Below are 18710 nucleotides of genomic sequence, written 5' to 3'. Positions count from 1 at the left end.
TCCGCAGTCCGGATGTTTCGCGTGTGCGCGAAACAATAACCATCCTCTCCGGCCCTTCCGAGACTTCCCGCATGCGCAGCTACCGAGACCTCTTCCGCACCCCGGAGTTCACCCCGTTCTTCCTGTCCTCCGCCGCTCACACCGCGGCCCAGACGATCGGCTCCCTGGCGCTCGGCACGCTCGTCTACCGGGCGACCGACTCGCCGCTGCTGTCGGCGGTGAGCATGTTCGGGCCGCAGCTCGCGCAGGTGCTCGGGGCCACGCTTCTGCTGTCGGGCGCCGACCGGCTGCCGCCGCGGTCGACGCTGACCGGCATCGGTCTCGCCTTCGCGGCCGGTACGGCGGTGCTGGCGCTGCCCGGACTGCCGATCGGCGCGGTCTTCGGCGTCGTACTCCTGCAAGGTCTGATCGCTTCGCTGGGCGGGGGAGTGCGCTGGGGGCTGCTGAACGAGATCCTCTCCAAGGACGGCTATCTGCTGGGGCGTTCGGTGTTCAACATGCTCTCCGGGCTCATGCAGATCGCCGGATTCGCCACCGGAGGCATCCTGCTGACGGTCCTCACTCCCCGCGCGTGTCTGCTCCTGGCGGCGACGCTCTACGCCACGACGGCCCTCGCCACCCGCCTGGGCCTGACCGCCCGCCCGCCGCGTTCCTCGGGCCGCCCGTCCGTCACGGCGACCTGGCGCACCAACGGTCTGCTGTGGTCCTCGCGCCCCCGCCGCCTCACCTACCTGGGCCTGTGGATCCCCAACGGCCTGGTCGTCGGCTGCGAGTCCCTCTACGTCTCCTACGACCCCCACGCCGCCGGCGCGCTGTTCGCCTGCGGGGCGCTGGGCATGTTCGTCGGGGACGTGACCGTCGGCCGCCTCGTACCGCCCGCGCTGCGGCCCAGGCTGGCCACTCCGCTGCTCCTGCTGCTGGCCGCGCCGTATCTGCTCTTCGCGCTGCGGCCGGGGTTGTACTGGGCCGCGGCGGCCGCGTGCGTCGCCTCCGTCGGGTTCGGCGCGAGCCTGGTCCAGCAGGAGCGCCTGATGGCCCTCACCCCCGACGAACTCAGCGGCCACGCCCTCGGGTTGCACTCGGCCGGAATGCTGACGGCACAGGGCGTGGCCGCGACCCTGGCGGGCTCGGTGGCCCAACTCACCTCGCCCGCCACGGCGATGGCGCTGATGGCGCTCGCGTCGGTGTGCGCGACGCTGGCGCTGGCGGCGGCTGCCGTCCGAGGGCGGTCGGCGGATGCGGCACCGGCCCCGGCCCCGGCCCCGCAGGAGTCGTAGGCGGGGCCGGCCGTGGTGCGGGCGCGGGCGCGGTTCCGGGGCACGACGTGAGGGTCCTGCGAGTCCTGGCAGCGCGCGCCCGGTGGTCGGCCATGTCGCCAACTGGCCAGGCCGCACAGGGCAGTACGCGCACGACGGAACGACGGCACGCCCGCACGCCGGTGTCGTGGCGCTTGGCGCCGCCCCGGCCTCGCGCGTTCAGGCCTCGCGCAGGCCCTCGGCGAAAGGGGGCTCGGTCGTCAGGTCCAGCAGGGAACGGGCGGCTGAGGTGCCGCCCGCCAGGCCCGTGCCGTCCGACGCGCCCGGGAAGAGCCTCCCCCAGGACCAGGCCCGCCCCATCGGACCGAGCCGCCAGGCCAGACGGAGGGCGCGACGGAGGTCCAGCAGCGTGTGCCCGTCGGCCGCCCAGGGCTCCAGATAGGCGTCCCGCAGGCGGGGGAGTACGTCGGCGCCGTACCGTTCGACGGCCTGGCGGGCGGGCACCAGGAAACTGCAGAACGGGTGCGAGACGGCGGCGTCGCCCCAGTCGAAGAAGGTGAAGCGGCCTGTGGAGGGCGCGAAGAAGACCTGCCCCTCGTGCAGATCGGCGTGATCGAGACAGTCCCCGATGCCGAGCTCCGCCAGCTCCGCACACCACTCGACCATCCGCGGCCGCAGCCCGGCCAGCGTGGCACGCTCCCCGTCCGTCAGCGCCTCGTTCTCCGCCACGAGCCGGTCGAGGACATCGGGCAGCGCGCGCGTACGGGCCCCGGGCACCCCGAGCGACTCGATCTTCGCGGCGTGCGGCATCAGGGCGCGCTGCAGGCCGGCGTACTGCCGCAGCATCTCCTCCCACGCCTCGGGCCCGGCCTCCCCGGCCTCCAGCACATCGGCGAACCGCCGCCCGCCGTGGGGCAGCAGCGACCACCCCCGGTCGGCGTCGACGGCGAGCGGCCTCAGCACCTGCCGCGGAGCCCACCCGGCCAACGCCCGGGTGAGCCCGGCCTCGAACAGGCTGCCGGGCGGATTGGCCTTGAACCACACGGCGACGCCTTCGCCGACCGACAGCCGCACCAGGACCGACCAGGGCCGCAGCCGCACCTGCCGCGGGCCGCTCTCGCGCAGCCCCCGTGCGGCGAGCGCGGCGCTCACCCACCCCACCGCGGCGGCCCGCCACTCCTCCCGCTCCCAGGGCGTCACGGCCTCCGGATAGCGCCCACGATCGACGACCTGCGACACGTCACCCTGCATCGCTCCATCTCATCACCGCGGGCGCCGGGGCATCATCTGTATTAACCGTGGCAACCGTGACCACCTGTGCGAAGGAAGTGGCGAACGATGGGCGCATACGCGGAACTGCCCGGCGTCAGGACGTGGTACGAGACCGACGGACCCGAGGACGCCGAGCCGCTGCTCCTCCTGCACGGAGGGCTGTGCACCAACGAGACCTGGGCGGCCCAGCGGCCGGACCTCGCGGCGTCCCACCGGCTGTACCTCCCGGAGCGCCGCGCCCACGGCCACACCCCCGACGTGGACGGCCCGCTGTCGTACGGGGACATGGCCGAGGACACCGTCGACTTCCTGGAGAGGGTCGTGCGGGGACCCGCCCACCTGGTCGGCTGGAGCGACGGCGGGATCGTGGCCCTGCTCGTCGCTCTCGCCCGCCCCGACCTGGTCCGCAAGGTCGTGGCGATCGGCGCCAACTTCCGCCCCACGCCCGAGATCCTCGCGGACCCGGGAATGCTCGACGACATGACGGCCGAGGGCCCCTTCACGGCGGCGCTGCGCGACATGTACGCGGCCGTGTCACCCGACGGCGCCGACCACTGGCCGGTGGTACTGGGCAAGTTGGCCGACATGTTCGCCGTCGAACCGGCGCTCACCCCGGCCGACCTGTCCCGCATCACCGCGCCCACGCTGGTGCTCGTCGGGGACGACGACATGATGACCCTGGAGCACACGATCGACCTCTACCGGGCGATCCCCGCCTCGGAACTCGCGGTCGTCCCCGGCACCTCCCACGCCGTGCCGATCGAGAAGCCGGCCCTGGTGAACACCCTCGTACTCGACTTCCTCACCAAGGACCCGGCGCCCACGATGCTCCCGATCCGCCGCGCCCCCGTCACTCGGCCCCAGTGAGCCGGCAGTGATCCAGTGTTGGCCGGGGATGCCGTTGAACGAGAGACGGCCGGTACGCCAGTGTGTACTGCCATGGACCGTGACCGGACCCCCACTTTCCGTCCGACCCGCCGTCAACTCCTCGCCGCCGCAGGCACCGTGCCCCTCGTGGGCGCCGTCCCGGCAGCGGCACGCCCCCACACCGGCACCCCCTTCCTGACGTTCACCCGGGCCACCAACGGCTCGGCCACCCTCGCCCCGGGCGGCGACCGGCTGGTCGCCGAGGTGCAGGGCGTGCTCTGGTCCCTGCCCCGCAGCGGCGGCACCGCCCGGCCGCTGACCCCGCCGGACCTCGAACCGGGCCGGCCCACACACTCCCCGGACGGCGCCCACGTGGCGTTCTGCGCCTACCGGGGCGGCGGATTCCACCTGTGGACCGTCCGCCCCGACGGCTCCGGCCTGACGCAGCGCACCGACGGCCCCTGGGACGACCGCGGCCCGGCCTGGTCGCCCGACGGCACCCGGCTCGCCTTCGCCTCCGAGCGCGGCGGCGACCCCGAAGGCCCGGTGAGCGCAAGCCCGTACCGCCTCCACGTCCTCGACCTGCGCACCGGCCGGATCACCCGGATCACGGGCCTGACCGGCCAGGACGGCCCCCTGCAGGACGGTCCCTGGGAGGACTTCGACCCCACCTGGTCACCGGACGGCACCCGCATCCTGTTCGTCCGCGCGAAGCCCGTCGCCACCCCGCTGGGCACCGGCCTGGACGCCCGTACCATCGCCGCCGTGCCCGCCGACGGCACCGGCCCGGTCGCCACACGGCACACCGAGACCGCGGGCACGCAGGTCATGACCCCCGCCGTCGCCGCCGACGGCCGCCTGGCACATCTGCGCACCACCGCCCCACCGAACGCCTCCTGCACCCTGGTCGTCGACGGCCGGCCCGTCCCGGTGGCCGGCGACATCGCCCCGGTGCCCCCGCGCTGGACGCCGGCGGGAGAGCTGCTCCTCACCCTCGACGGCGCCTTCACCCTCGTACGCCCGGACAGTCCCGGGCAGCCGGAGACCCTGCCCTTCGAGGGCGTGCTCCCCGTGCGGCGGCCGCGGTACGAGACCAAGGAGTACGACCTCGGGGAGGCGGCCCACGCCCGCCCCGCGCGCGGCATCCACCTGCCCGCGCTGTCGCCCGACGGCCGGCAGATCGCGTTCGCCGCCCTCAACTCCCTGTGGCTCACCGGCAGTTCGGGCGGTCGTCCGCCCAGGCGACTGCACAGGGCGGCCCGCACCCGCTATCTCCTCGCGCCCACCTGGGCGCCGGACGGGCGCTCCCTCGTCCACGCCGACGACCGCGACGGACTCCTCGGCGTGTACCGCCACGATCTGGCCACCGGTGAGGAGACCGCGCTCGCCACCGGCGGCCGGGTCCACCCCGCGCTGTCCCCCGACGGACAGCGGCTGGCCTGTCTCGACCTGACCGGAAGACTGCTCGTCCGCGACCTGACGTCCGGCGAGGAACGCGTCCTGGCCGCACCCCTCGGCGGCGGCGGGCTGCCCGGCCGTCCGAGCTGGTCGCCCGACGGCCGCCACCTCGCCCTCTGCGACCGCAACCGCCTCAACTCCCGCTTCCGGGAGGGCTACAACCTCATCCGGATCATCGACACCGCCACCGGAACCGACCGCCTGCACACCGTCGCGCCGCACACGTCGATCGCCGACCGGTACGACTCCGGGCCCGTCTGGTCGCCCGACGGCCGCTGGATGGCGGTGATCGTCGAGTCGGCGCTGTGCCTGCTGCCCGTCGACCCCGACGGCACCCCGCGCGGCGACCTGCGCACCCTCACCACCGAACCGGCCGACCACCCCTCCTGGTCCGGCGACTCCACCACCCTGCTGTACCTGTCCGGCGCCCGGCTGCGGCTCGTCGGCGTCGACGGCGGCCCGGCCCGTACCGTCCGCGTCCCCCTCGCCGCCCCCAGACCCGCACCCGCCGACCTGGTGGTGCACGCCGGGCGCCTGTGGGACGGCACGGGCGAGACGACCCGCGACGACGCCGACATCGTCGTACGCGGCGGACGCGTCACGGCGGTCGAACCCCACCGCTCCGGGCGCACCGCCGCCCTCCGCCGCATCGACGCCTCGGACCGCACCGTCGTGCCCGGCCTGTGGGACACCCACACCCACCCCTGGCAGAGCACCTACGGCGGCCGCCAGACCACCGGCCAGCTCACCTACGGCATCACCACGGCCGTCTCCCTCGGCGGCTTCGCGTACGAACAGGCCCGCATCAGGGAGGCGGTGGCCACCGGAGAACTCGCCGGGCCGCGGCTGCTGACCACCGGCGAACTCCTCGACGGCGCACGCGTCGCCTACAGCATGGGCCGCGCCCACCGGACCCGGCAGGGGCTGCGCCGCTCACTGGAGCGGGGCGCCGCCCTGGACTGGGACTTCGTCAAGACGTACGTCCGGGCGCCCGGCTGGGTCATGGAGGAAGCCGCCCGCTTCGCCCACGAACGCCTCGGCGTACGCACCGGCGGGCATCTCCTCTCGCCCGGGGTCCAGCTCGGCCAGGACCTGACGACCCATCTGCAGGCCACGCAGCGAGCCGAGTTCGGCCACGCCATCACGGCCGCGGGCCGCGCCTACGAGGACGTGCTGGAGATCTACACCGCGCACGCCGTGCACTTCTCGCTCATCGCCACCCCCTTCACCGCCTCGCCCCTCCTCGGCGCCGACCCCGCCCTCGCCGAGGATCCCAGGGTCACGGTGGTCATGCCCCCGTGGGACGCGGCCGCCGTGCGACAGTCGGCCGGCGTCCCGCCCACCGCGGCCCAACTCGCCACTCTCCGCACGGAGACGGACATCTACCGCCGGATCCTGGCCGCCGGCGGACTGGTCGCCCTCGGCACGGACCAGCCGCTCGTCCCCGTCGGCCTGTCCCTCCACCTCGGCCTGCGCGCCCTGCACCGGGGCGGTCTCTCCCCGGCCCAGGCCCTGCGCACCGCGACCGTCCTGCCCGCCCGCCTCTTCGGCGTCGACCACGACCTCGGCACGGTCGAGGAGGGCAAGATCGCGGACCTGACGGTCATCGACGGCGACCCCTTCACGGACTTCACCACCCTCGTCCGCACCGTCGCGGTCCTGCGGGGCGGAGTCCCGTACACCACCGAGGAGTTGGTCTCCGCCTTCGAGCCGACCGCCCGGCATACAGCCGTATCCCGGGACGACTGGCTGGAGACGGGCCGACTGATGCGCAGGGACGGGTGCTGCGACGGGCACGGCATGTAGAGCGAGTCGTCGGGGTCAGGCGGGCCTGGGCACGATACTCAGGGCGACGTAGTCGTACCCGTCCTGCCTGAAGCCGGGGGCCTCCCACTCCAGGTCCACCCGCTGTCCGGCCGACAACGACCGGAACCCGTCCATGTGGACGGCGGAGAAGTGGCCCCAGCACCCGCCGGGAGTCTCGGGGGAGTCGAGCACTCCCCACCCTTCTTCGTCCCGCCACTCACGGACGGTCGCAGTCACCATGGAGGGAACCTTACGGGCGGTCAGAGCGGGTCCCTCACCGGGCACGTCCAGGACAGCCGGGAGACCAGCCAGCCGTCGTCCAGGGGTGCTCCCCCGCGGGCGAGCAGGGCTCCCGAGCGGGCCCGTACGGCGTCCGCCAGTGCCGTTCCGCGCAGGGCGGGAGCCCCCGAGAGGGAGCCCGCGAGGGCTGTGACGGCGGTCTGGACCCGGCGTACCGCGCACATCCGGGGATGGACGGCCCACACCTCACGCTCTGCTGCCGCGTGCCGCAGCCGGGTGAAGGAGTTCAGCCCGCAGTCCGCCGGTGTGAGCACGGGACCCGCACCCCGCGCGAAGCGTGCGAACCGGTCCTGCGGCGCCAGCACGGCCAGCGCGCCCCCGGGACCCGAGGTGAGCCCCGCGCTCCGGGCCTCCTCGGCGACCGCGCGCCCGAGCGCCGTCCAGCCGGGTTCCTCGTCCTGGGACACGGTGAGCGCCGTCACGCCCAGGGCCATCGCTGCCTCGACGACCGTACGGGCCAGCGCGTCCTCGTCCGGCGCCCAGCTCAGGGCGGGCGCCCCGGCCCGGACGAAAGGGAGCAGACAGACAAGCCCGGCGGCCTCGTACACCGGCAGGGCCCGGCGGGCGCCCTCCGTGTCGGTGTGGCCGACGACCGCCGCGTGTCCGGCGTCGGCGACGGTACGGGCGACATCGGGTGTCTCGTCGTACACCTGCCACTCGGCGGCATCCGGGCTGACCGCTCTGATCTGTTCCAGCTGGTCGAGAAGGACCGCTCCCCAGGCCGTGCGCGGACCGGTCAACGGTGCGACGACGGCGACGCTCGGCCTGGTCACCGGGTCAGCCCCAGATCAGCGAGTCGCCGCCCGCGGCGACGACACGGGCCTCGGCGCCCGCCGTCGCGGGGCCCTGCGCGCCATCGACGACGCCGACGACGCCAAGGATGAGGGCCGTGGCGAGCATCGCGGACATGCGACGTATGAGATGTGAAGCAGCCGAAGCGGACGAAGCAGACATGAAGGGTCCCCCTGGAAGATCGTCGTTCTTGGGCGATGCGTGGGTGCTGCGTGGTGATGCATGGGTGATGCGTGTGTGTTCAGCGGTGATCGCTGTGTGATCAGCATGTTCCGGGCCGGCCGTGCGCGGCTATGCCGACGGGAGTTCCGCAACCGGCCATGGCCAGGGGCGGACGGGACGGGGCGGGGGACTGTTCGGCTGTCCGTATCGCGGACCGCGGCTGTTCCGCTGGATGGGCCGTTCCTAAGATCCACGAGGGAGCGCTTCAGGGGGACAGCGCTCGTGAATCAGGTGGGGGACGATTCCAGGTGGACGCACGCGCGCGGGCGCAGGAGCTCTATCGTCTCGCTCTCGACAACGCCGCGTGGTGCCCGGAGACGCTCACCGGGAGCCGTGGCTGGAGCGGGACGGAGCTGGCCGATGCGCTCCGACTGCTCGGCCGGCTCGGCCTGTTCGTGCCGTCGTCCGACAACCGCAACGGCTGGACGGCCCTCGCCCCGGACACCGCACTGCGCAATCTGCTCCTCGACGAGGAGCAGCACACCCACGCCCTGCTGACCGCCGTACGGCAGACACGCTCCGCGCTCGCCCAGGTCGTCGCGGACTTCCAGCCGGTGCACGCCCGCGAGCTGTCCTCCGTGCAGATGGAGGTGGTGACCGGCGAGGCCAACGTGTCGGCCGCCCTGCAGGACGCCTCGCAACGGGTGGAGGAGGAGGTGCTCTCGCTGCACCCCGGACGGGCCCTGCCCGCCGGGATGGTCGAGGCGGGGCTCGAACGCGACCGGCTCGTGCTGGGCCGCGGCGTACGCATCCGTACGGTCCATCTGGGCTCGGCGGCCGCCGTCCCGCACATGACGGCCTATCTGCGGCGGCTGAACGGCGCGGGCGCCCAGGTCCGCACCGCGCACACCCTGCCGCTGCGGCTGATCGTGGTGGACCGCTCGCTGGCGATCGTGCCCGCGTCCCAGACGGCGGACGGGGAGATCGCCGCCGTCGTGCTGCGCAGCGAGACCCTGGTCGGGGTGTTCCGGGGGATCTTCGAGCACTGCTGGGCCAGTGCCACGGTGCTGACCGAGTCCGCCACCGCGAGCCCCGAGGGCGACTGGCACCCGACCGGCCGCCACCGTGAGCTGGTACGGATGCTCGCGGGAGGACTCACCGACGAGGCGATGGCCCGCAAACTCGGGATCTCCGAGCGCACGGTCCGCCGCCTGGTCTCCGAGCTGACCGAACGGCTAGGCGCGGCCAGCCGATTCCAGGCCGGGGTCTGCGCCGTCAGGCTGGGATGGCTCGACGACTGACGCCGGCTGCTGCTCTGCCTGCTTTGCCTGCTCTGATTTCTGCTGCGGGGCGGCGGCGCCGCGGCCCCACGCCGTGCCCGCGAGCACGAGGATCGCGCCCAGCAGCCCCAGCCATCCCGGCCGGTCCCCCGCGAGCGCGATTCCGACGACGGCGGCCCACACCGGCTCGGTGCCGAGCAGCAGACTGACCCGGGAGGGCGACGTACGGCGTACGGCCCACATCTGCACGAAGAACGCGAACAGCGTGCAGAACGCCGACAGGTAGAGCAGCCCGAGCCAGTCCCCGGCGTCGAAGGCCGCCGCGGCGGCCCACGGGGTGCTGCCGGTGCCGGGTGCCGTGGAGAGCAACGCGAACACCACGACCGCGCTGCCCAGTTGGACCGTGGTCATCGACAGCGCGTCCGCGCCCTGCACCGACCGCATGCGCGACATCGCCAGGACGTGCACGGTACGGGCCACGGCCGCGCCCAGCATCAGCAGATCGCCGAGGGACGGTGCGCTGAACCCGGCGCCCTGCGTGAGGAGCAGGACACCCAGCACCGAGAGCCCGGCGGCCGCGACGAACGCCCCGGAGGGCCGGACGCCGGTGAGCCGGCTCTCCGCGAGCGGCGTGAAGATCATGGTGAGGCTGATGATGAGCCCGGCGTTGGTCGCCGAGGTGTGCACGACGCCGTACGTCTCCAGGAGGAAGATCCCGGCCAGGATCAGCCCGAGGACGCCGGCGCCCCGTATCTGTGCCCACTTGAGCGCCCGTAGCCTGCGCCACCCGGTGACGGCCAGGACCGGCAGCACCACGGCGAACCGCAGGACGAGCACGGCCAGGACGGTCCGCGTCGTGGTGACGTCCTTGGCGGCGAGATAACTGGAGCCCCACACCACCGCGACCAGCAGGACGGGCAGATCGGTCAGCCAGGCGCGGCGGGCCGCAGGGACGGGCATGGGGGACTCCTAGGTGACAGGGCAGGCGACAGGGCGGGGCGGCGGACGGTCCGCTGTGCGGGTGACGCGGCGGCTCAGCGCGCGGTGTACGCGATCACCAGGACGTCACGGTGGGCGGCGAGTTCGGGATCCACCGGCCGCACCGGGGTCACCGAGTGCAGCGTGCGGCGGTCGTCGCCCAGCAGCAGGTCACCGGGCTCGGACAGGGTAACCGTGAGGAGGTGTTCGCCCTCGTCGGAATGGACGGCGCTCTCGCCGCCGGTGACGTTGGTGCGGCCGATCAGCAGCGAGGTGATGAAGGTGACACCGTCACGGTGCCGGCCCTCGGGCGCAGGCCGGCCCTGCTGGTCCGCGGAGGCACTGATGCGGTACGGGTGCAGTTTCACGTTCCACGACCCCGTGCCGTCGACGGCGCTGAAGATCCGGCCGAGTTCGACCAGCACGGAGCGCAGCAGCGGGTCACCGGCGAAGGACTCGGTCAGCGGGTCGAAGACCCGCTCGATGCCGCCGTTGAGCGGGTTGATGTCCGACTCCTGACGGTACGGCTCGTGCGGGAGCAGGGTGAGTTCACCCGCGGCCGGGTCGAGCTCGAACTGGCCGTAGCGGCGGAAACGGTACGTGCCTCCATCGGCCATGTACGTGTCGAGGGTGAGCTCGTCCCAGTGGCCGGCGAAGCGCGTCCAGTCGGCGGCGTCGACACCCGCGAGCGCCGAGAGCCGGGCCGAGGGCATCAGATGTCCGCCCGGATCGGCGAGGGCGGTGACGGCGTCGACGGCGACGGGGTGACGGGTGGCGGCAGTGGTCATGGCGTACTCCGTAGGGAGAAGACGAGAGAAGACGAGAGAAGAGAGGGCAAGGGGAGAGGTGAGAAGGGATGAGAGAAGGAGACTCAGACGGTGGCGAGAACCGCCCCGGTCGCACGGTCGAACGGCGCCGACTCCGCGCTGATCGCCCGCTCCTCCCAGGCCTCCCGGTCGCGCAGATACAGGGGCGCTCCGGCCGTGATGGAGCGCGTGTCGGCGCCGCCGGTGCGCAGTAGCCAGGTCACGGACCCGGTGGTGCGGGAGGCGCAGGCGTCGATGAACACCTGGGTGGCGAGCCGCAGTTCGCCGAACCAGCGGCCTTCGAGGGCTTCTCGCGTCCACACCTGCTCCAGGTGCCGCTTCTCGCGGATGAGTTCGGCGTCCAGGCAGGCGCTCTCGACGTGCCGGTAGCTGCTGAGCAGGAGCCAGGCGGCGGGCATCTCGCGGATTTCGAGAACCTTTTCGCCGTGGTCGAGGTGTTCCAGGCCGGAGTAGCGGCCGAGCCCGTACGCGCCGACCCTCCGGTTGAGCCGGTCGATCAGCGCGGTCAGCGGCAGCGGCTGTCCGTCGAGGGCGACGGGCAGCCCGTGCTCGAAGGTGACGGTCAGGGTGTCGGTGGCGCCGGGGAGCGAGGTCGGCCGGCTCCAGGCGTACATCTCCTCGGGAACCTCGTGGAGTTCGGGATCGTCGAGGATGCCCGACTCGAACTCACGGCACCACAGATTGGAGTCGCCGCTGACGATCCGCCCGGCGAGCAGATCGATCCCGGCGGCCCGCAGTTCGAGGAGCTTGTCCTCGCGAGTGACGGGATCGAGGTCGTAGGGGCTGCCGAACGCACCCTCGTAACCGAGCAGCGCCAGCGCCCCGTTGAGGCGGCGCAGGGTGTTCTGGGAGCGGTTGGCGGTGTGGAGCAGGGCCTGCGCGCCGAGCGCACGGGCCAGCTCGACCGCGCTGTGGGCGATCAGCGGACGGCTGAGCGTGGAGCTCACGGGGTGGATGCCGAGGTAGACGGCCTGGGCGGCGATCGCGGGGGCCACGTACCGGCCGGCGAACTCGGCACGCCGGTCGAGGATGTGGATCGTCGCGCCGAGCGCTTCGGCCACCTGGCGTTTGTACGTACTGGACTCGTCCTCACCGATGTCGACGCTCACGGCGTGCACCTCGCGGATGCCCATCCGCCGCAGCCGCAGCAGCAGATACGAGCTGTCGAGCCCGCCGCTGAACAGGGTCACGACGGGGCGGCCCGGGTCCAGGGAGTCGAGCTGCGAGAAGGAACGTATGAGCGGGGAACGCATGGCCTCTCCAACCTCTGCACTGGTCACAGGTGAGGAGACTTCCGTGCCGACCGCCCCCCGACAATGGATTCCCGGCGTCCGCGCCCGGCCATGACCGGACCCGGAAGCGCCCTGCCGGCTGCCGGCTGCTGGGAGCTGGGAGCTGGGAGAGCAAGCCGCAACTCAGTTGACCGGTAGGGCGGGTCGGCCATTCGAGGATGTGCCCTACACGGCCCGCGCGTAGTGTGGTGCGGGTACATCCGGACCGCGCCCCAAGGGGTGAATTCGTAGGTCCCGCGTGCCCCCGCACCCCTGCTGCACCGCCGGGGCACGCCGGGCGAGCGGAGGATCAGCGATGGGTACAGTCACCACCGACGACGGCACCAGCATCTTCTACAAGGACTGGGGTCCACGCGACGGCCAGCCGATCGTCTTCCACCACGGATGGCCACTGAGCGCCGACGACTGGGACAACCAGATGTTGTTCTTCCTGGCGCACGGCTACCGAGTCATCGCCCACGACCGCCGTGGGCACGGACGCTCGAGCCAGACCGCCACCGGCCACGACATGGACACCTACAGCGCCGACGTGATCGCACTCGCGGACGCACTTGACCTGCGGGAAGCGTTCCATATCGGCCACTCCACCGGCGGCGGCGAGGTCGCACGCTACGTCGCCCGCGCCAAGCCCGGCCGCGTCGGCAAAGCGGTGCTGGTCGGCGCCGTACCGCCCGTCATGGTCAGGTCGGAGTCCAACCCGGGCGGCCTGCCCATCGAGACCTTCGACGCCTTCCGCGAGGCTCTGTCCACGAACCGCGCGCAGTACTACATCGAGGTGCCTTCGGGGCCGTTCTACGGCTTCAACCGCCCCGGCGCGAAAGTGTCCCAGGGGCTGATCGACAACTGGTGGCGGCAGGGAATGATGGGTGCGGCCAACGCCCACTACGAATGCATCAAGGCATTCTCCGAGACCGACTTCACCGAGGACCTCAAGGCGATCGACGTACCGGTCCTCGTCGCGCACGGAACAGACGACCAGATCGTCCCGTACGAGGACTCGGCGCCGCTCACGGTCACGCTTTTGAAGAACGGCACGCTCAAGAGCTACGAGGGGCTTCCGCACGGGATGCTGTCGACCAACCCGGATGTCCTCAACCCGGACATCCTCGCGTTCCTGCGGTCCTGACCGCACCCCCCGGCTGCCGGAGGGCGACGCATCACGGCTTCCGGCAACCGGCACCACCCATCACGAGGTTCACCGAGGCGGAGCTCACCGATCCCTACGTGGCCGCCGCCGACATCGTCGGGTCGATGCGGACCCACGGGTCGGCGTTGTCGTACGCGTTGAACGAGGGCCTGCGCACGCTGTACCCCTGCATCACCCCCGGCATCGGATGAGCAGATCCAGGAGACCCCCGAGTCCGGGTCCCGGTGCCGGGACCCGGGTGAGTTACTTGCCGAGGACGAGGGTGTTGTCGCACCCCAGGTGTGAGCCGATGTTGGTGGTTTGCGGACCAGGTGAGACCTCGCCGTTGAACCAGTTGCCGTACGCGGACTCGCCCTGTACGTCGGTGTTCTCGTCGGTCGCACTGCATGTGGTGCTCTGGGTGATCACGACCGTCTTGGTCTCCGCGTCGCGGTGCTTGTACCCGTGGCCTTTCCCATGACCTTTTCCGTGCCCGTGGCCTTTCCCGTGGCCCTTCCCGTGCCCGTGCCCCTTGCCGTCCCCGTCCCCGTACCCGTGGGCGTAGGCGGTGCCTGCGCCGAGAAAGCCGAGGGTGCCGAGGAGGACGGCTACGACAGCCGTCTTGCGAGTCTTGCGCATGTCTTCTCCGAGCCTTGAAGCGGACGCACTTGCGATCCGCCACGTCATAAGATGGCGAGAGGTTAATAAGTAAATGTCTGATATCAGCCCGTCGGCACGCCGGATCATCTGATCAACGAGCACGGGCGTCGGCTCGGCGGCCGGCTCAACTTCCCTGCGCGGTCAAGGCATTACGGCGCCGAACGCGGGCGTAGGCGCTCCGCACCGAACCACCCGTGTGGCCGCGCCGCGAGCGCGAGGCGGCGTGGGCCATTCGGCGCCGCCGGACCTCTTTGCCAAGAAGCTTCAGGCGCCCGGCCATGAGGATGTCCGATCTCGTACATGGCCGCAGAATGGGCTTTGTCGACCCTTTCCTTCCAGATCGGAGACGTCCGTGAAGGACCTCAAGTTTGAACGGAAGCGCTCGCTGTCGCGCCTTGAGGCGGCTGACCAGCTCACGGCACTCGCAGCCGCACTGAGGGAAGGCGGGGATGCCGAACTGGAACTCAGCCCCGGAACGCTCAGCCTGCGGATCCCCGACGACCTTCGCAGCGAGATGGAGGTCGAGATCGGCAATGGGGAGATCGAGCTGGAGATCGAGTTCAAGTGGCCGACCGCCCCGACTCCGACAACGCCATCGCGGACGGTCGCGGACACGGAGAAGCCCAAAAAGGGGAAGGACGCCTCCGCCGGGCCCGGTCGGAGCGGCACAGGCGCCGGCAGGAGTAAAAGCGCGAAGCGGTCCGCTTCGAAATCGCGCTGATTTGTGTGCCCGTCAGCCGATGGCGTTCGCAGACAGGTCTGTTACAGGCTTCACCAGGGGAGTTACCACCCGCGTGGGCGGCGTTGAAATGCCTGCACGGGAGCGGCGTGCCAGGCTCGGAGCAGCGCCTCTCGTATCAGGTGGCGGAGCGTTCCCGGTTCGCTGAAAGCGGCCGACGAGACCATCGACGAGGTCCGCATCGCGAGGAGGCAATACGCATGCCGGTCGCCAAGGCTGGATCCGAGGCCGCATCACCCCAGGACCCGCTGACCCTCCTTCGGAGCCGCGCGTACCTGGTGCTTCTGGTGATGGCCGCGCTGATCGGCGTACCGGTGTCCGCGGCGGCGTTCGGCTTCCTCGCACTGGTCGGCGAGGTTCAGCCACTGATCTACACGGATCTGCCCAAGTCGCTGGGGTTCGATGGAACGCCACCGTGGTGGCCGCTGCCTCTGCTCGCCGTAGGGGGGCTGCTTGCCGCACTGACGATCCAGTACCTGCCGGGGCACGGTGGCCATGAGCCGACAGCCGGGTTCAAGACCTCCGCTCCGCCCACACCCATCGAGCTGCCCGGCATCTTCTTCGCCGCCCTGGCGACGCTCTGTTTCGCCGCTGTCCTCGGGCCCGAGTCCCCTCTCCTGGTGCTCGGCGCCGGGCTCGGCGCCGGCGCCGTGCGGATGGTCAAACGGGACCCCCCGGAGCAGGCGACCGCGGTGCTGGGCGCGGCGGGCAGTTTCGCGGCCGTCAGCTCCCTGCTGGGATCACCCCTGCTCGGCGCGTTCCTCCTGATGGAAGCCTCGGGGTTGGGCGGGCCGATGATGGCGGTGGTATTGGTGCCCGGCCTGCTGGCCGCGGGCATCGGCGCACTCATCTTCGTCGGACTGGGATCCTGGACCGGACTGGGCACTTATTCGCTGGTACTGCACGACGTACCCACGGCCGTGCGCCCGACAGCGGCGGAATTCGGCTGGGCCCTGGTCATCGGGCTGTCGGCCGCACTCGTGGGCCTGGGAATCCGATGGCTCGCCGTCCGGCTCAAGACGCTCGTCGAGAGGCGACGAGTGGTGGCCACGGTGGGCATGGGCCTGGTCGTGGCGGGGCTGGCGATCGGATACGCGGAGGGCACCGGCAAAAAAGCGACCGACGTGCTGTATTCGGGGCAGACGGCGCTGGATCCATTCCTTAGGCACAGCACCGCGTATTCGGTGGGAGCGTTGTTGCTGCTGGTGTTGTGCAAGTCTTTGGCCTACTGCGCCTCGCTCAGCAGTTTCAGGGGAGGCCCGATCTTTCCCGCGATGTTCGTGGGAGCGGCGGGTGGCACCCTGTTCTCGCATCTGCCGGGGCTGTCCCTGGTCGCGGGGTTCGCGATGGGTATCGGAGCGATGAGCGCCGCAATGCTGAGATTTCCGCTGGTCTCCGTCCTGCTTGCCACGCTGCTGATCGGCGCGCAGGGGCTCACCGTCATGCCGCTCGTGATCGTCGCGGTCGTGGTCTCGTACGTCGCGACGGCGAAGCTGACGCCTCTTCCCCCGAAGCCAGGGGAGGGATCGGGGCCACGTCGGCAGTAGCGGTCTTCACCGTGCCGGCGTGGCCCATCGCAGAGAAACCCGGGCGGCCGGGCGGTCCGGCGGCCAGGCTGGCCCAAGTCGTCGGGAGTGCCGTCCGGAGTTACGTTGTATCCACGCGCGCGTACCTCCTTCGACGGGACCGGAGCCGCACCGTCCGCTGTGGCTGTGGCCCGGCCGGTCCCGCACCCCACGTCAACGGCACGGCTCACGACCTCGGCGACGTTCATGTCGTTGGCGCGACCTTCGTCCCGAGCCTCGGCGCAGTCGATCCCGTTCCGGCGGGCATGGCCAACGCCTGCGCATCGGCCACCACATCCCATCGTGGAGCGTCTGCAATGACCCAGAACCATCTCTCCGGCCACGAGACGCGGCACCTCACTCCCCAGGAGCGGGTGGCTCGCGGCAAGGCCGCGCGAGCCGACGTACCCCGGTCGAGTCACGCCGAGTTCACGGCTCCGCCGAAGCGAACGGACCCGGTGGAGATCATCGAGAGGCAGTCCGCGACGCGGGTGCCGGAACTCGTGCCGATCCGCTACGGCAGGATGAGTGAGGCGCCGTTCCGCTTCTATCGAGGGGCCGCCTCCATCATGGCCGCGGACCTTGCGGAGACGCCGCGCAGCGGGTTCAGGGTGCAGTGCTGCGGTGACGCGCACATGTTGAACTTCCGGTTGCTGGCCTCGCCGGAACGCCGTCTGATGTTCGACATCAACGACTTCGACGAGACGCTGCCCGGACCGTGGGAATGGGACGTCAAACGGTTGTCGGCCAGCTTCGTCATCGCGGGCCGGGCGAACGGCTTCAGCGCCAAGGAGCGGGCGTCGGTGGTGCGGGCGGCGGTGCAGTCCTATCGCGAGCGCATGCGGAGCTTCGCCGGGCTGGGCAATCTCGAGGTCTGGTACACCCGCTTCGACGCGGACGAGTTGCAGGAGCAGTTCGCCCCGTTGCTGAGTGCGGGGGTGCGCGATCGCTGGGAGAAGACCCGGGAGCGGGCTCGTGCTCATGACACGCTGCAGGTCTTCGACAAGCTCACGCACGTCGTTGACGGAAGGCGTCTGATCGCTCCCGATCCGCCGCTGCTGATGCGGCTGCAGGATCTGCTGCCGGACGCCGCACGCGGCGAGTTGGAGAAGGAGCTCAGCCGGCTGATCGAGCGCTATGGCCAGACCCTGCAGACGGACCGCCGGTTCCTGCTGGACGGCTATCGCTTCGCCGACGTGGCCCGCAAGGTGGTCGGTGTGGGCAGTGTGGGAACCCGCTGCTGGATCATCCTGCTGCTCGGCAAGGACGACGAGGATCCCTTGTTCCTCCAGGCCAAGGAGGCCGACGAGTCGGTTCTGGCGCCTTACGTCGGCGGCAGTGCGTTCGCCACCCAGGGCGAGCGCGTCGTCGCCGGCCAGCGGCTCATGCAGGCCACCAGTGACATCTTCCTGGGCTGGGAACGCCTCACGGGCATGGACGGCAGACAGCGGGACTTCTACATACGCCAGTTGCGGGACTGGAAGGGAATCGCGGTGGCCGAGAACATGTCGCCGAAGAGGATGGCCCTGTTCGGCCGGCTGTGCGGTGCCACGCTGGCCCGCGCCCACGCCAGGTCCGGGGACCGTATCGCGATCGCCGCCTACCTGGGCGGCGGCGACGTCTTCGACCGCGCGCTGGCGACGTTCGCCGAGCTGTATGCCGACCAGAACGAGAAGGACCACCAGGCCCTGGTCGACGCCATCCAGGCCGGACGGGTCCCGGCCGAAGCAGCCTGACGCCCCGCGGCGCGGCGTCACCGGTGGTGATCTGTTCGACAGGGCTCCGGGTCCGGTTCGAGACGTGACGGGCTCGCGAACCTGACACACGGGCCCGAGGGCCCGACGCGGGCTGCCGTCACAGGTGCGTGGGGTTACGAGTGGAGCACCTTTTCCTTGGCCTGGCGGAACTCCTCGTCGGAGATGTCGCCGCGGGCCCGGATCTCCGAGAGCTTGGCGAGTTGGTCCGCCTCGCTGGCCGGGCCGGTGGTGCCGACCGTCTCGCGGATGTACCGGTCCGTCTCCTCCATCTTGGCCTGGGCGTGCTTCTGTTCACGCCTGCCCATGTCCTTGCCCCGGGCGATGAGGTAGACGAAGACGCCCAGGAAGGGGAGGACGATCGTGAAGACCAGCCATCCCGTCTTGCCCCAGCCACTCATGGAGTCGTCGCGGAAGATGTCGACGATGACGCGGAAGAGCAGGAAGATCCATATGACCCACAGGAAGATCCACATGATCGTCCAGAAGGCTCCGAGGACCGGATAGTCGTAGGCCAGGTACACATTGCTGCCCATTGCTTCTCCTGTGTGGTGTCGTCCGTGTCGAGGTTCGCGG

General features: G+C 71.3%; 17 protein-coding genes. 8 read left to right on the top strand and 9 right to left on the bottom strand.

Going from position 1 to position 18710, the window contains the following annotated elements:
* Nucleotides 1-71: 71 nt before the first annotated feature.
* Nucleotides 72-1277, top strand: a complete 1206-nt coding sequence (locus OG870_RS20190; protein ID WP_266583737.1) for an MFS transporter — start codon at nt 72-74, stop codon at nt 1275-1277.
* A gap of 198 nt (nt 1278-1475) precedes the next feature.
* Here the strand turns inward: OG870_RS20190 and OG870_RS20185 are convergent, their stop codons facing one another.
* Nucleotides 1476-2507, bottom strand: coding sequence for a phosphotransferase family protein (locus OG870_RS20185; protein ID WP_266583738.1), 1032 nt, complete (start codon nt 2505-2507; stop codon nt 1476-1478).
* An 87-nt stretch (nt 2508-2594) separates the two neighbouring features.
* On the opposite strand from OG870_RS20185, the gene OG870_RS20180 reads away from it, so the two are divergent.
* Together OG870_RS20180 and OG870_RS20175 are read left to right on the top strand one after the other, a co-directional pair.
* On the top strand, nt 2595-3395 hold the full coding sequence (locus tag OG870_RS20180; RefSeq protein ID WP_266583740.1) for an alpha/beta fold hydrolase: 801 nt from the start codon (nt 2595-2597) through the stop codon (nt 3393-3395).
* 72 nt (nt 3396-3467) lie between these two features.
* Complete coding sequence (locus OG870_RS20175; protein ID WP_266583742.1) at nt 3468-6659, top strand: amidohydrolase family protein; 3192 nt, start codon at nt 3468-3470, stop codon at nt 6657-6659.
* A 15-nt stretch (nt 6660-6674) separates the two neighbouring features.
* Here OG870_RS20175 and OG870_RS20170 read toward each other — a convergent pair whose 3' ends face one another.
* The 3 genes from OG870_RS20170 to OG870_RS20160 are packed head-to-tail and all read right to left on the bottom strand — an operon-like array spanning nt 6675 to nt 7868.
* Entirely contained in the window at nt 6675-6899 is a 225-nt protein-coding gene (locus tag OG870_RS20170) for a cold-shock protein (RefSeq protein WP_266516269.1), read from the bottom strand.
* A 20-nt stretch (nt 6900-6919) separates the two neighbouring features.
* Nucleotides 6920-7732 (bottom strand): hypothetical protein, encoded by an 813-nt coding sequence (locus tag OG870_RS20165; RefSeq protein ID WP_327691222.1) that lies wholly within the window; start codon nt 7730-7732, stop codon nt 6920-6922.
* Nucleotides 7733-7736: 4 nt separating this feature from the next.
* Entirely contained in the window at nt 7737-7868 is a 132-nt protein-coding gene (locus OG870_RS20160) for a hypothetical protein (protein WP_327691221.1), read from the bottom strand.
* A 353-nt stretch (nt 7869-8221) separates the two neighbouring features.
* Here OG870_RS20160 and OG870_RS20155 point away from each other — a divergent pair, with 353 nt between their 5' ends.
* Complete coding sequence (locus tag OG870_RS20155) at nt 8222-9214, top strand: helix-turn-helix transcriptional regulator (protein ID WP_266516260.1); 993 nt, start codon at nt 8222-8224, stop codon at nt 9212-9214.
* On the opposite strand, the gene OG870_RS20150 is transcribed toward OG870_RS20155, so the two are convergent.
* The 3 genes from OG870_RS20150 to OG870_RS20140 form a co-directional block, all read right to left on the bottom strand.
* The gene (locus OG870_RS20150) at nt 9149-10153 is read right to left on the bottom strand and encodes a DMT family transporter (protein ID WP_266516258.1); all 1005 of its coding nucleotides are present in this window, start codon (nt 10151-10153) and stop codon (nt 9149-9151) included. The two genes, OG870_RS20155 and OG870_RS20150, sit on opposite strands and share 66 nt — an antisense overlap.
* A gap of 74 nt (nt 10154-10227) precedes the next feature.
* A complete protein-coding gene (locus OG870_RS20145) occupies nt 10228-10959 on the bottom strand; it encodes a 2OG-Fe dioxygenase family protein (RefSeq protein ID WP_266516255.1) in 732 nt (243 codons plus the stop codon).
* A gap of 83 nt (nt 10960-11042) precedes the next feature.
* Complete coding sequence (locus tag OG870_RS20140; protein ID WP_266516251.1) at nt 11043-12251, bottom strand: argininosuccinate synthase-related protein; 1209 nt, start codon at nt 12249-12251, stop codon at nt 11043-11045.
* A 334-nt stretch (nt 12252-12585) separates the two neighbouring features.
* Between OG870_RS20140 and OG870_RS20135 the strand changes: the two genes are divergently transcribed.
* Nucleotides 12586-13416 carry an alpha/beta fold hydrolase gene (locus OG870_RS20135; RefSeq protein WP_266583748.1) on the top strand — a complete coding sequence of 277 codons (831 nt, stop codon included), beginning with the start codon at nt 12586-12588 and terminating at the stop codon, nt 13414-13416.
* Between the two features lie 264 nt (nt 13417-13680).
* On the opposite strand, the gene OG870_RS20130 is transcribed toward OG870_RS20135, so the two are convergent.
* On the bottom strand, nt 13681-14055 hold the full coding sequence (locus OG870_RS20130) for a hypothetical protein (RefSeq protein ID WP_266583750.1): 375 nt from the start codon (nt 14053-14055) through the stop codon (nt 13681-13683).
* A 373-nt stretch (nt 14056-14428) separates the two neighbouring features.
* On the opposite strand from OG870_RS20130, the gene OG870_RS20125 reads away from it, so the two are divergent.
* The 3 genes from OG870_RS20125 to OG870_RS20115 all read left to right on the top strand — a co-directional run bounded on the left by OG870_RS20125 (nt 14429) and on the right by OG870_RS20115 (nt 18116).
* Entirely contained in the window at nt 14429-14797 is a 369-nt protein-coding gene (locus OG870_RS20125; RefSeq protein ID WP_266583752.1) for an amphi-Trp domain-containing protein, read from the top strand.
* A gap of 218 nt (nt 14798-15015) precedes the next feature.
* Nucleotides 15016-16362, top strand: a complete 1347-nt coding sequence (locus tag OG870_RS20120) for a chloride channel protein (RefSeq protein ID WP_266516234.1) — start codon at nt 15016-15018, stop codon at nt 16360-16362.
* A gap of 335 nt (nt 16363-16697) precedes the next feature.
* A complete protein-coding gene (locus OG870_RS20115) occupies nt 16698-18116 on the top strand; it encodes a DUF2252 domain-containing protein (RefSeq protein WP_327691220.1) in 1419 nt (472 codons plus the stop codon).
* A gap of 134 nt (nt 18117-18250) precedes the next feature.
* Here OG870_RS20115 and OG870_RS20110 read toward each other — a convergent pair whose 3' ends face one another.
* Nucleotides 18251-18670, bottom strand: a complete 420-nt coding sequence (locus OG870_RS20110; protein ID WP_327691219.1) for an SHOCT domain-containing protein — start codon at nt 18668-18670, stop codon at nt 18251-18253.
* Nucleotides 18671-18710 lie beyond the last annotated feature (40 nt).

It is taken from the genome of Streptomyces sp. NBC_00461 (assembly GCF_036013935.1).
GTDB lineage: Bacteria > Actinomycetota > Actinomycetes > Streptomycetales > Streptomycetaceae > Streptomyces.
This window is presented reverse-complemented; position numbering and strand designations above follow the sequence as displayed.